Source organism: Gilvibacter sediminis (genome assembly GCF_028561565.1).
Classification (GTDB): Bacteria; Bacteroidota; Bacteroidia; order Flavobacteriales; family Flavobacteriaceae; genus Gilvibacter; species Gilvibacter sediminis.
Map to the genome: position 1 here is coordinate 3,716 of NZ_JAQQTE010000022.1, position 13,420 is coordinate 17,135.

Sequence of the window (13,420 nt, forward strand, 5' to 3'; positions counted from 1 at the left end):
AGGAACGGATACTGACGGTAACCCAATCCCAGATCCAGAAACAGTAGAAACTGAGAACGGAGACGGAACGACCAATGGCGATCCAACGGATGACCCAACGGTAACAACGATCCAACAAGACTCATCAATGAGTGTGATCAAGAATCAAACTTCTGCCGCTGGTGGAGAAGGTGATGTGATCACTTACGATATCGTGGTAACCAATACAGGTAACACGACTCTTACTAACATTGAGATCACAGATGATAACGCAGTGATCACTGGTGGTAACCCAATCGCGGTACTACTTCCAGGAGAGTCTGCTACAGTAACAGCTGAGCACGTGATCACTCAGGACGACATCGACCTAGGATACGTAGAGAACATCGCTACGGCTCTTGGAGATTCACCTGACGGACCAGACACCGTTGGAGACACTGCGGATACTGGAACGGATACTGACGGTAACCCAATCCCAGATCCAGAAACAGTAGAAACTGAGAATGGAGACGGAACGACCAACGGTGATCCAACGGATGACCCAACGGTAACAACGATTGAGCAGAACTCATCAATGAGTGTGATCAAAAACCAAACTTCTGCCGCTGGTGGAGAAGGTGATGTGATCACTTACGATATCGTGGTAACCAACACCGGTAACACGACACTTACAAACATTGAGATCACAGATGATAATGCAGTGATCACTGGTGGTAACCCAATTGCGGTACTACTTCCAGGGGAATCTGCTACAGTAACAGCTGAGCACGTAATTACTCAGGATGACATCGACCTAGGATATGTAGAGAACATTGCTACAGCTCTTGGAGATTCACCTGACGGACCAGACACAGTTGGAGACACTGCGGATACGGGAACGGATACTGACGGTAACCCAATCCCAGATCCAGAAACAGTAGAGACTGAGAATGGAGACGGAACGACCAACGGTGATCCAACGGATGACCCAACGGTAACGACGATTGAGCAGAACTCATCAATGAGTGTGATCAAAAACCAAACTTCTGCCGCTGGCGGAGAGGGTGATGTGATCACTTACGATATCGTGGTAACCAACACGGGTAACACGACCTTGACTAACATTGAGATCACAGACGATAACGCGGTGATCACTGGTGGTAACCCAATTGCGGTACTACTTCCAGGGGAGTCAGCTACAGTAACTGCTGAGCACGTGATTACTCAGGATGACATCGACCTAGGATATGTAGAGAATATCGCTACGGCTCTTGGAGATTCTCCTGATGGACCAGACACGGTTGGAGACACTGCGGATACAGGAACGGATACTGACGGTAACCCAATCCCAGATCCAGAAACAGTAGAAACTGAGAACGGAGACGGAACGACCAACGGTGATCCAACGGATGACCCAACGGTAACGACGATTGAGCAGAACTCATCAATGAGCGTGATCAAGAACCAAACTTCTGCCGCTGGCGGAGAGGGTGATGTGATCACTTACGATATCGTGGTAACCAACACCGGTAACACGACACTTACAAACATTGAGATCACAGACGATAACGCAGTGATCACTGGTGGTAACCCAATTGCGGTACTACTTCCAGGGGAGTCTGCTACAGTAACGGCTGAGCACGTGATCACTCAGGATGACATCGACCTAGGATATGTAGAGAACATCGCTACGGCTCTTGGAGATTCTCCTGACGGACCAGACACCGTTGGAGACACTGCGGATACTGGAACGGATACTGACGGTAACCCAATCCCAGATCCAGAAACAGTAGAGACTGAGAATGGAGACGGAACGACCAACGGTGATCCAACGGATGACCCAACGGTAACCATATTACCTCAGGATGGTAGCATTGCCATTGTTAAGTCTGGAGTATTCGTTGACGCAAACGCTAACGGATGTGCTGATGAAGGTGAAACGATCACTTATACATTCACAGTGACCAATACAGGTAATGTGACCTTGAATTCAGTAGTAGTCAATGACCCATTATTAGGTGGTGTTGTTGCTGGACCACTTTCTGGAGATACTGATGGTGACGGACTCCTAGATGTTGGTGAGGTATGGGTATATGAAGCGACTTATACAGTTACTCAAGACGATATCGATGCGGGTAACGTAACCAACCAAGCTACTGTTGAGGCCTTAGATCCTCAAGACAATGTAGTGAATGATGAGTCTGGAACCGCAATTGACACGGATGATAGCACAGTAACTGAATTGTGTCAAAACCCTGCTATTGCGATTGTGAAGACTGGAATCTTTGTAGACGGAGACGGTGATGATTGTGCCGACGCTGGAGAGACCATCGAATACACATTCACAGTAACTAATGAAGGAAACGTAAGTCTATCTGGAATCACAGTGACTGACGCGCTAGTAGCACCGATCACATTTGTTGATGGTGACACTGACGCTGACGGTGAGCTTGATGTAGACGAGACTTGGACATACACAGGAACCTACACGATCACTGCTGGAGACATCGACGCAGGAGAGGTAGTGAACACAGCAACTGCTGAGGGAACTGCTCCTGACGGAACGGTAGTATCTGATGAATCAGGTGCAACGGTTAGCGATGACGATCCAACGGTAACTGAATTGTGTCAGAATCCTGCAATTGCTATTGTGAAGACTGGAATCTTTGTAGACGGAGACGGTGATGACTGTGCCGACGCTGGAGAGACCATCGAGTATACTTTCACAGTAACGAACGAAGGAAACGTAAGTCTATCTGGAATCACAGTAACTGACATCTTAGTAGCACCAATCACATTTGTTGACGGTGATACGGACGCTGACGGTGAGCTTGATGTAGACGAGACTTGGACATACACAGGAACCTACACGATCACTGCTGGAGACATCGATGCAGGAGAAGTAGTGAACACAGCAACTGCTGAGGGAACTGCTCCTGACGGAACGGTAGTATCTGATGAATCAGGTGCGACGGTTAGCGATGACGATCCAACGGTAACTGAATTGTGTCAGAACCCTGCTATTGCTATTGTGAAGACTGGAATCTTTGTAGACGGAGACGGTGATGACTGTGCCGACGCTGGAGAGACCATCGAATACACATTCACAGTAACTAATGAAGGAAACGTAAGTCTATCTGGAATCACAGTAACTGACATCCTAGTAGCACCAATCACATTTGTAGATGGTGACACGGACGCTGACGGTGAGCTTGATGTAGACGAGACTTGGACATACACAGGAACCTACACGATCACTGCTGGAGACATCGATGCAGGAGAGGTAGTGAACACAGCAACTGCTGAGGGAACTGCTCCTGACGGAACGGTGGTATCTGATGAATCAGGTGCGACGGTTAGCGATGATGATCCAACAGTAACTGAATTGTGTCAGAACCCTGCAATTGCGATTGTGAAGACTGGAATCTTTGTAGACGGAGACGGTGATGACTGTGCCGACGCTGGAGAGACCATCGAGTATACTTTCACAGTAACGAACGAAGGAAACGTAAGTCTATCTGGAATCACAGTAACTGACATCCTAGTAGCACCAATCACATTTGTAGATGGTGACACGGACGCTGACGGTGAGCTTGATGTAGACGAGACTTGGACATACACAGGAACCTACACGATCACTGCTGGAGACATCGACGCAGGAGAAGTAGTGAACACAGCAACTGCTGAGGGAACTGCTCCTGACGGAACGGTAGTAACTGATGAATCAGGTGCAACGGTTAGCGATGACGATCCAACGGTAACTGAATTGTGTCAGAACCCTGCAATTGCGATTGTGAAGACTGGAATCTTTGTAGACGGAGACGGTGATGACTGTGCCGACGCTGGAGAGACCATCGAGTATACTTTCACAGTAACTAACGAAGGAAACGTAAGTCTATCTGGAATCACAGTAACTGACATCCTAGTAGCGCCAATCACATTTGTTGACGGTGACACGGACGGTGACGGTGAGCTTGATGTAGACGAGACTTGGACATACACAGGAACCTACACGATCACTGCTGGAGACATCGATGCAGGAGAGGTAGTGAACACAGCAACTGCTGAGGGAACTGCTCCTGACGGAACGGTAGTATCTGATGAATCAGGTGCGACGGTTAGCGACGACGATCCAACAGTAACTGAGCTATGTCAGGCTCCGAGCATCGCCATCATTAAAGAAGGCGTGTTCAACGATCTTGATGGAGATGGTTGTGCAGATGTGAAAGAGACCATTACTTATACTTTCACTGTAGTGAACACCGGTAATGTGACCTTGACCAACATTAACGTTATCGATCCTGATGTTGCGGTAATCGGAGGTCCATTAGCTTCATTGGCTGCTGGAGATTCTGATAGTACAACCTTTACAGCGACTTACTTGATCACTCAGGCTGATATCGATGCTGGATTCAAAGAGAATCAAGCAGAGGTAACTGGTGTGACTCCAACAGGAGGAACAGTAACTGACCTTTCTGATGACAACAGCATCTTGGAAGACGATATTACTGTAACTGACCTATGTCAGGCACCAAGCATCGCCTTGATCAAGATCGGAACTGTAAATGACGAGAACGGAGACGGATGTACAGATGCAGGTGAGACCATTACTTACCAGTTCTTTGTAACCAACACCGGAAACGTGACCTTGACTGATGTAACCGTGATTGATCCAATGGTAGCTGTAGTTGGTGGCCCAATTACCTTAGAGGTAGGCGCTACAGATACAGAGACCTTCACTGCGGTATACACAGTGACTCTAGATGACGTAAACAACGGATTCGTGATGAATCAGGCTGAGGCCTTTGGAACAGCTCCTGACGGTACTGAGGTATCTGACCTTTCAGATAACGACAGCATCCTTGAGGACGATCCAACAGAAACCAATATCTGTCAAGACGGTTCGATCTCTGTTGAGAAGATCGGAGTATTCAATGACGATAACGGCGATGGACAACCTCAAGCTGGAGAAACCATTACCTATACCTTCATCGTGACCAACACTGGAAACGTAACGGTATTCGATATCACTATTGACGACCCACTAGTACCAGTGACTGGTGGACCGATCACCCTAGAACCAGGAGAAGTAGATGATTCTACTTTCACTGCGACTTATGCGATCACAGAAGACGATATTGAAGCTGGAGAGGTGATCAACCAAGCAATTGCTTCTGGTATGGATCAAAACGGTAATGAGGTTAGCGATGAATCTGACGATCCATTCGATACAACAAACCGCGATAACAACGGTGACGGTGATCCTGATGATCCAACTGTAGTTGTGTTGCCAGACGTATTGGGTGCTCAGTTTGAGATCTTCAACGGGGTAACTCCTGATGGAGACGGATTGAACGACTTCTTTAGAATTAACGGAATCGAGGACTTCCCGAACAACAATATGCAGATATTCAACCGTTGGGGTGTGTTAGTATTCGAAACTGATAACTACGGAGGTGCTGACGGTCAGACCAACGTCTTTAGAGGAATCTCTGAAGGACGTGTAACGGTTCGCGAAGGTCAGAAGTTACCAACCGGTACTTACTACTATGTCTTGAGACGCTTTGTAGAAGGCGAGACCTTGACTAACGCCGGTTACCTATACGTCAACAATAAATAAGAGAAAACTCCCGGGGAGTAAAATCCCCGGGTATCTATAAAACAATCGGAAATGATCAAAAAATTATCATTCAGTTTAGTTGCAATCTTCTTAGTTTGCATTTCGTTTGAAAGTTTTGCCCAGCAAGATCCCCAGTACACGCAGTATATGTACAATACGCAGGTGGTGAATCCAGCTTATGTTGGTTCACGAGGATCTTTAGATTTTGCCGCCCTCTACAGAACGCAGTGGGTTGGTCTGGACGGAGCTCCTGAAACGGGTACTTTCACCTTTAATTCCCCAATAGGTGTTGCTGAGACTATGGGTCTGGGGATGAGTATTGTGGTTGATCGATTGGGTCCAGCTCGAGAGTCTAATGTGACTGTTGACTATTCCTATACGATCAATACCTCTGATGAGTACAAACTTGCCTTTGGACTTAAAGCGGGTATCGATCTTCTCGATGTAGACTTTACACTGCTTAATATTTTTGACGAAGGCGATGTCTTTGAAAACAATATTGACAACCGTTTGCAGCCACAGATTGGTGCCGGGGTATACTATTACTCTGATAAGTTCTACGCAGGATTGTCTGTACCGAACTTTTTAAATACCAAACACTTTGATGAAAGCGAGATCGGGCCGACTTCTGCGCAGACCATTGCAGCAGAGCGTTTGCACTATTTCTTCATTACTGGATATGTGTTTGATGTTAGCGAGAGCTTAAAATTCAAGCCAGCAGTTTTAACCAAGTTGGTTAGCGGTTCTCCTTTACAGGTAGATCTTTCTGCGAACTTTTTGATCAACGACAAATTTACTCTTGGTGCTGCTTACCGTTGGAGTGCAGCCTTGAGTGGTATGGTTGGTTTCCAAGCGACAGACGGATTATTCCTAGGATTCGCTTACGATGGAGAAACAACCGATCTTAGTGGATTTAACGATGGTTCTTATGAATTCTTCGTACGATTTGAAATATTTAATAAACCGGAACGTGTGTTAACACCGCGTTTCTTCTAAACTGGCTTTAATGAATTCAACCTCACCTATCAGAACCTTACTGCTTGCCTTAGGATTCCTGCTCAGTTTTAATTTTGGTCATGCACAGTCAACGGATCTTAAACGCGCGAACAAAGACTACGATAAGTATGCTTATATCGACGCTCAGAAGGTCTATTTACAGGTAGTGAAGGACGGATACGTATCCGCAGAGATCTACCAAAAATTAGGTAATACCTATTTCTTTAATAGTGATTACAAAGAGGCCGCCAAATGGTACGGCCGTTTAGTTTCGGATTATCCAGAAGAAGCGGAACCGATCTATTTCTATCGTTACGGCCTTGCTCTAAAGAGCTTGGGGCGCTACGATGAGTCTGATGCCATGATGGCAACCTTTGTAGAAAAAGGAGGAGACACTAAGATCGCAACCAACTTCCAGAGCAATCCAGAATATTTAAAGGATATCGCCTTTGGTGCTATCGATTATGAATTGTCTAAAGTGAGTGCAAATACTGTAAATTCTGATTTTGGTCCGGCTTATTTCGGAGAAGACAAAGTGGTCTTTGCCTCAGCTTCAGATACCATCTTGGATGGAAAGTTGGCAGTTCACGAGTGGAACAATCAGCCGTATTTGGATCTTTTCATGGCCGATGTCAATGAAGAAGGCGATCTGATGAACTTGGAACGTTTGCAAGGAGAAGTGAACAGTAAGTATCACGAATCCAATCCAGCCTTCACGCAAGATCTGCGTCATATGTACTTTACGCGTAACAACTTTATTGATGGAAAGCGTGGAAAGGACAAAGACAAAACCATTCGTCTAAAGATTTACAAAGCCACTTTAAGTGGACAGAGTTATTGGACCAATATCCAAGAGCTGCCATTTAACAGCGACGATTATTCTGTGGCTCACCCAACTTTGAGTTTGGACGGGAAGCGTTTGTATTTTGCTTCTGATATGCCAGGAACTCTTGGTCTGAGTGATATTTGGTATGTGACCATCAATGAGGATGGAACCTACGGAGAGCCTGTAAACGTTGCTGAGATCAATACAGAAGCACGTGAGAGTTTCCCATTCATCAGTGAGTCCAATCATATGTATTTCTCTTCAGACGGTAGAGCCGGATTGGGAGGATTGGACATTTATATGACTCCTTTAGATGACAATGGTTTGCCAACCACAATCACTAACCTTGGGGAGCCTGCTAACAGTGAAAAGGACGACTTTGGCTTTATCGTAAGAGAAAGCAAAAAAATAGGATACCTCTCTTCTAATAGAGATGGAGATGCTGGTTTTACCAATGATGAGATCTACCGTGTAAGACAGTGTGAAGTGACTCTGGAAGGGGTGATCACAGATGCAGGTACTGGTGAGCTTTTACCAGGAGCACGTGTACAATTGGTAGATGCAGACAACAATCCAGTTGGCGATCCTATCATTGTAGGTGACGATGCAGCTTACAGCTTCTTGGTAGCCTGTAATTCGCAATACATTGTACGTGCAGACAAGTTAGACTATGAGCCTGCAGAACGCACAGTAGATACTCCGGATATGACTGCTACAGTAGATGCTTCCTTAGCCTTGATTGGAATGCCTTGTGCTTCTAATGACTTGGGTTGTAAGTTAGATCTGCAGCCGATCTATTTTGATCTGGACCGCTTTAACATCCGTCCGGATGCAGCGGTGGAATTGGCTAAGATTCTCGTGGCCATGCAACAATATCCTGAACTTGTGATTCATATTGAATCACATACGGACAGTAGAGCAACTGACCGTTATAATGAAATTCTATCCGAGCGTCGTGCACAGTCGACCATGGCTTGGTTGGTGGAGCGCGGTATAGATCCGTCCCGATTATCTGCCAAAGGTTATGGCGAGACGCAGTTGGTCAATGAATGCGCCAACGGGGTAGATTGTAGTGAAGAGCAACATCAGTTGAACAGAAGATCGATGTTTATCATTCAAGATTAACACTACAACTTTGTAACCTCTCCAAAAAGGCACCTCTTCGGTGCCTTTTTGTTTTTATGGCCCAGCATTTTCGTATTTTTGTACAAAAGCACTTGCATGAAAGAAGAAATGGTGGTTTTGGTAAATGAAAAGGACGAGCAGATCGGCCTGATGCCAAAAATGGAAGCCCATGAAAAGGCGGTACTGCACCGCGCCTTTTCGGTATTTGTATTTAACGATGCCGGAGAGCTAATGCTGCAGCAGCGGGCCTTGTCTAAATACCATTCTCCTGGTTTATGGACCAATACCTGTTGTTCACATCAGCGGGAAGGAGAATCGAACTTAGAGGCAGGAGCGCGCAGACTACAGGAGGAAATGGGTTTTGAAACTCCTTTAAAAGAGATGACCTGGTTCATTTACAAGGCACCTTTTGATAACGGACTTACCGAACATGAGTTAGATCACATTATGGTGGGTAAGTACAACGGAACACCGGAGATCAATCCAGAAGAGGTGGAAGCTTGGAAGTGGATGCCACTTGAGGCCGTAAAACAAGACATTGAAGAACAACCAGAGCTTTATACGGCTTGGTTTAAGATCATTTTTGAGAAGTATTATCAGTTCATTAGTTAATGAGTTTGACCGTTTACAGAAAAGCACATTTCAATGCAGCTCACAGGCTGCACAATCCCGCTTGGGATGATCAAAAGAATGCGGCGGTATTCGGTAAATGCAGCAACCCACACTATCACGGTCATAATTATGAATTGGTAGTTGGGATTACCGGTGATGTAGACCCGCAGACTGGTTTTGTGATCAGTATTGAAGATTTAAAGGCTGTGATTAAATCAGAAGTAGAAGACGCCTTTGATCACAAGAATCTCAATTTGGAGGTTGCAGACTTTGCCGAGCTCAATCCCACGGCAGAAAACATAGCGATTTGTATCTATAATCGCTTAAGACCACATATAAAATCAGACCTTGACCTAGAGGTAACCCTCTACGAGACCCCGAGAAACTACGTTACTTACTCCGGATAATTATGGCTTTAAATATCGGTGATTCACTACCTGCATTTGAACTCAATGATCAAAACGGCGATACCTTTAACAGTACCCAAGAATTAAAAGGACAAGCCGCAGTTATTTATTTTTATCCTAAAAACTTTACGCCCGGCTGTAATGCTGAGGCCTGCAGTTTTAGGGACCATTTTGAAGATTTTACCAACGCTGGTGTGCGCGTGATTGGGATCAGTGCAGATTCGGAATCTTCGCATGCAAAATTCGCGAAACGGTTTAACTTACCCTTTACGCTATTGGCCGATAGCAAAGGAAAGGTTCGTCGAATGTTCGACGTAAAAGGGAGCTTACTTGGTATCTTGCCTGGCAGAGAAACCTTCGTGTTCAATGCTGACGGTCAATTGATCAAGCGTTTTAAGGCTTTAGCAGCCGATCCGCACATCCGCATGGCACTCAGGGAGTTGAATAAATTATAAAAAATGAAGCAATGGATGCACTGCCCCTTTACGCATTAAAATTCGATCCTATCCTTAAAGACAAGGTGTGGGGAGGAACGAAACTGAAAACACATTTCGGAAAACAAACGGACCTGCCTAATGTAGGAGAAAGTTGGGAACTCTCTGGAGTCCCTGGAAACATTTCTGTAGTGAACAATGGCCCTTTGGTAGGGCGCGATCTCAACAGCCTACTTAAAGAGTATCCGCATGAGATCCTCGGAAAACGCTTGTATGACATGCACGGACCTGTTTTTCCTTTACTCTTTAAATTCATTGACGCTGCTTTAGACTTATCGGTTCAGGTTCATCCTGCAGATGAGTATGCTCAGAAGCATCACGATTCCTTCGGAAAATCAGAGATGTGGTACATTATGCAAGCCGATGATGATGCAGATCTTATCGTAGATTTCAAAGAAGAAGTGAGCAAAGAGAACTACGAGCAAGCCGTAGCCAATAAGGAATTAGGTGACCTATTGAATTTTCACAAAGTAAAAGCTGGCGACAGTTACTTTATAGAGCCAGGAACCATTCATGCCATTTGTGGTGGGGTAATGGTTGCTGAGATCCAACAGACCTCAGACATTACCTATCGCGTTTACGATTGGGACCGCCCAGGGACTGATGGGAAAATGCGCGAGCTTCACACGCAGGAGGCTCTTGATGTTTTGAACTTTGAAGCTCCAAACGATCAGTATTTGAATTACGACAAACAGGCCAACAGCAGCAATTCTGTTTGTAAGTCACCTTATTTTGATACGCGTTATTTACCTTTGAATGAAGATAAAAAGCACGATCTAAGTGACACCGATTCTTTTGTAGTTTATATGTGTGTGAGCGGTCAAGCGACCATTGAACTTGACGGTGTTTGCACCGCTTTGATCAAAGGACAAACGGCCATGGTGCCCGCAGCAGCTACAGAAATAGTTATTAAAACCGACGGTGTAGAACTTTTGGAGGTTCGTGTGCCATAATGCGATCTAAAAGACTACTTTTACCCCATAAAATAAACTACTATGGCTAGTGTAAGAGATTTAAAAAAGGATTTAAATTTTGTTCTAGGGGATATTATTGAGGCCGTTTACGGCTGGGAATTGGAAAACCCTAAAGCAGATAACAAAAAATCAGAAGCCATTATTGACGAGGCGATCACAACCTTTGATGAATTGACTGCAAAGATCAATCAGAAGGATGTGGAGAACAAAAAGGCGCATTTCAATGCCATCTCTAAGGAATTAGAGGATCGAGGTAATGCCCTTTTGGTTAAACTCGCTAAGCTGAAATAATTATTGATCGCCGGCAGCTTCTTGCTGCTGGTTGATCAAAGCGAATAGCTCTTTGCCGTAGGTGCCTGTTTTTACACTGTCTTGCAAGGCATTGTAAACAGTATCTAGGTAAGTATTCTTAGCTACTCGTACTTCATTCAAAACTACATAGGGAGATACGGCGTAGGCCGTGTTGTTTTTTGCAAAGTTGATCGTTGCCAAATATTTGGAACGAACCAACTGTACTTGCTGCGCTTCAATAGCTGCAGTCAGCGAATCGTTTTGATCTTTACCCGATTCAATCAAGGCTTTGATCAATTCTAAGTTACGGTCGGTAAAGCGGGCCATGCTTTGTTTGTACTCTTGCCACTTTTCATGGTTAGCAGATCCTTTGATAACGGAGGCACCTTGCAAGTTGTTCAGCCTTGTGAAAAGCTCCACGGTTCCCGGTTCCATAAAAATAGGGATGCGCGTATCAATAAGTTCGCTCGCATCTACTAAAACATGCACGTAAAGTACTTCTGGGCTGTCTAGGTTGGTCCCGAGAGTCAATGGTGACTGCCCGTCAACCAAAACAGAATCTATACGGATCAGGCTACTGTCCTGCAGTCTTTCCAGATATACAGTACCCTTGTTGAGGTCTTTGATATTGGCAACCAAAATACTGTTGGTTTCTGGGGTATCTGAACAACTCAGTAATCCAAGTCCAATCAAAAAAGCAGCGAGAATTCTAAAGCGCATAGTCTTAAATTATTTGCGGCAAATATCTGTAATTTTTAGCGTCCGTCCTAAGAGGCTGCGGCCAATTGCATTAAAAATGTACAAGCTACTGCACCTAAGGTTCCTATGGCGTATCCAAAGACCGCTAAGAGTACACCTACTGTAGTAAGTGAGCTATGAAATGCCGAAGCTACAATAGGGGCAGAAGCGGCTCCACCAACATTGGCTTGGCTTCCTACTGCCAAAAAGAAATATGGAGCACGGATCAGCTTGGCCATCCCAATAAGGATGCCGGCATGCACTGCCATCCACACAAAACCAACCACAATAAGTCCGGGGTTGTTAAAGATTAAACGCAGGTCCATTTTCATACCAATGGTCGCCACTAGAATATATATAAAGACGCTACCCATTTTACTGGCACCTGCACCTTCAAGGTTTCGCGCTTTGGTATAGCTTAAAATTACCCCGATTAAAGTAGCAATGGTCACCATCCAAAAGAAGGAGCTGCCCAAAAAGGTAAAGACATTCTTGGTGAGTCCTGTGAGGCCTTCTACCCAGCCTGAGAGCAGGCCTGCCATAATATCGCCCAACCAGTGGGAACAACCCACTGCTCCAAAGGCAATGGCGCCCAAGATCATTAATTCGCTTAAAGAAGGGTTGTGGCTCACCTTTTCCTGAAAGGCCGTCATTTTTTCTTTTAAGGATTCAATTGCAGAGTTGTCTGCTTTTAGCCAGCGGTCAATTTTAGCTGATTTTCCAATACCTAACAAAATAATCGCCATCCAGACATTGGCTACCAAAATGTCTACAAAAACCATTTGGCCATAGAGTTTTTGATTGTATCCGTAGATCTCCAACATGGCACTTTGATTAGCGCCACCGCCAATCCAACTTCCTGCAAGGGTTGAGAGTCCGCGCCAAACAGCATCTGCGCCTTCTCCGCCCACAGTTTCAGGAGAAATGCTGCCTACAATAAGTACTGCCAAAGGTCCGCCTAAAATGATCCCAACAGTTCCTGCTAAGAACATCCAAAGCGCTTTGGGACCTAGATTAAATACCCCTTTGAGGTCCAAACTGAGGGTCATTAAAACCAGTGCCGCTGGTAAAAGATAGCGGCTGGCCATATGATAGAGTGAGGAAGAACTTTCTGTTGCTGTACCGTCTGCAGCTACACTGGTCCATTCTGGAGCAATGATGCCTGTTGTGGTTAAAATGGCGGGTACAAAGTAGGCCATGAACAAGGCCGGAATGTATTTGTAGAATTTGGCCCAGGGCCCTTCTTTTTTGCTCGAGGTATAAAACACAAAGCCCAAGCAGAGCATGAGCAGTCCAAAAACAATTTTATCGTTGGTAAATAGCGGCGTAGTATCCTTTACCGCTTCAGAAAGAGCTAAGATCATTTAGTTGTTGTTTGC

At 45.2% G+C, this 13,420-nt stretch carries 10 protein-coding genes; 8 read left to right on the plus strand and 2 right to left on the minus strand.

The window, feature by feature from the left end; translation table 11 throughout:
- The 8 genes from POW22_RS12205 to POW22_RS12240 all read left to right on the plus strand — a co-directional run.
- Positions 1-5,578 (plus strand): DUF7507 domain-containing protein (locus tag POW22_RS12205; protein WP_272832986.1); only part of this gene is annotated, 5,578 nt, incomplete at its 5' end.
- A 51-nt stretch (positions 5,579-5,629) separates the two neighbouring features.
- On the plus strand, positions 5,630-6,574 hold the full coding sequence (locus POW22_RS12210; protein WP_272832987.1) for a PorP/SprF family type IX secretion system membrane protein: 945 nt from the start codon (positions 5,630-5,632) through the stop codon (positions 6,572-6,574).
- 10 nt (positions 6,575-6,584) lie between these two features.
- Positions 6,585-8,525 carry an OmpA family protein gene (locus POW22_RS12215; RefSeq protein WP_272832988.1) on the plus strand — a complete coding sequence of 647 codons (1,941 nt, stop codon included), beginning with the start codon at positions 6,585-6,587 and terminating at the stop codon, positions 8,523-8,525.
- 96 nt (positions 8,526-8,621) lie between these two features.
- Positions 8,622-9,137 (plus strand): isopentenyl-diphosphate Delta-isomerase, encoded by a 516-nt coding sequence (idi, locus tag POW22_RS12220; protein WP_272832989.1) that lies wholly within the window; start codon positions 8,622-8,624, stop codon positions 9,135-9,137.
- Positions 9,137-9,544: a 6-pyruvoyl trahydropterin synthase family protein gene (locus POW22_RS12225; protein WP_272832990.1), complete on the plus strand. Its 408-nt coding sequence runs from the start codon at positions 9,137-9,139 to the stop codon at positions 9,542-9,544. Before idi ends, POW22_RS12225 begins: the two co-directional genes overlap by 1 nt.
- 2 nt (positions 9,545-9,546) lie before the next feature.
- Entirely contained in the window at positions 9,547-9,999 is a 453-nt protein-coding gene (locus POW22_RS12230; RefSeq protein WP_272832991.1) for a peroxiredoxin, read from the plus strand.
- 11 nt (positions 10,000-10,010) lie between these two features.
- A complete protein-coding gene (locus POW22_RS12235) occupies positions 10,011-10,991 on the plus strand; it encodes a type I phosphomannose isomerase catalytic subunit (RefSeq protein WP_272832992.1) in 981 nt (326 codons plus the stop codon).
- A gap of 42 nt (positions 10,992-11,033) precedes the next feature.
- Positions 11,034-11,303 carry a hypothetical protein gene (locus tag POW22_RS12240; protein WP_272832993.1) on the plus strand — a complete coding sequence of 90 codons (270 nt, stop codon included), beginning with the start codon at positions 11,034-11,036 and terminating at the stop codon, positions 11,301-11,303.
- Here the strand turns inward: POW22_RS12240 and POW22_RS12245 are convergent, their stop codons facing one another.
- The gene (locus tag POW22_RS12245; RefSeq protein WP_272832994.1) at positions 11,304-12,023 is read right to left on the minus strand and encodes a DUF4369 domain-containing protein; all 720 of its coding nucleotides are present in this window, start codon (positions 12,021-12,023) and stop codon (positions 11,304-11,306) included. It lies immediately after the preceding gene.
- 47 nt (positions 12,024-12,070) lie between these two features.
- The gene (locus POW22_RS12250; RefSeq protein ID WP_272832995.1) at positions 12,071-13,405 is read right to left on the minus strand and encodes a DUF819 family protein; all 1,335 of its coding nucleotides are present in this window, start codon (positions 13,403-13,405) and stop codon (positions 12,071-12,073) included.
- Positions 13,406-13,420: the final 15 nt, after the last annotated feature.

Coding starts and splice junctions, on each gene's coding strand:
- POW22_RS12240 (WP_272832993.1), top strand. CDS start 11,034: ATGGCTAGTGTAAGAGATTTAAAAAAGGATTTAAATTTTGTTCTAGGG.
- POW22_RS12250 (WP_272832995.1), bottom strand. CDS start 13,405: ATGATCTTAGCTCTTTCTGAAGCGGTAAAGGATACTACGCCGCTATTT.
- idi (WP_272832989.1), top strand. CDS start 8,622: ATGAAAGAAGAAATGGTGGTTTTGGTAAATGAAAAGGACGAGCAGATC.
- POW22_RS12245 (WP_272832994.1), bottom strand. CDS start 12,023: ATGCGCTTTAGAATTCTCGCTGCTTTTTTGATTGGACTTGGATTACTG.
- POW22_RS12210 (WP_272832987.1), top strand. CDS start 5,630: ATGATCAAAAAATTATCATTCAGTTTAGTTGCAATCTTCTTAGTTTGC.
- POW22_RS12230 (WP_272832991.1), top strand. CDS start 9,547: ATGGCTTTAAATATCGGTGATTCACTACCTGCATTTGAACTCAATGAT.
- POW22_RS12215 (WP_272832988.1), top strand. CDS start 6,585: ATGAATTCAACCTCACCTATCAGAACCTTACTGCTTGCCTTAGGATTC.
- POW22_RS12235 (WP_272832992.1), top strand. CDS start 10,011: ATGGATGCACTGCCCCTTTACGCATTAAAATTCGATCCTATCCTTAAA.
- POW22_RS12225 (WP_272832990.1), top strand. CDS start 9,137: ATGAGTTTGACCGTTTACAGAAAAGCACATTTCAATGCAGCTCACAGG.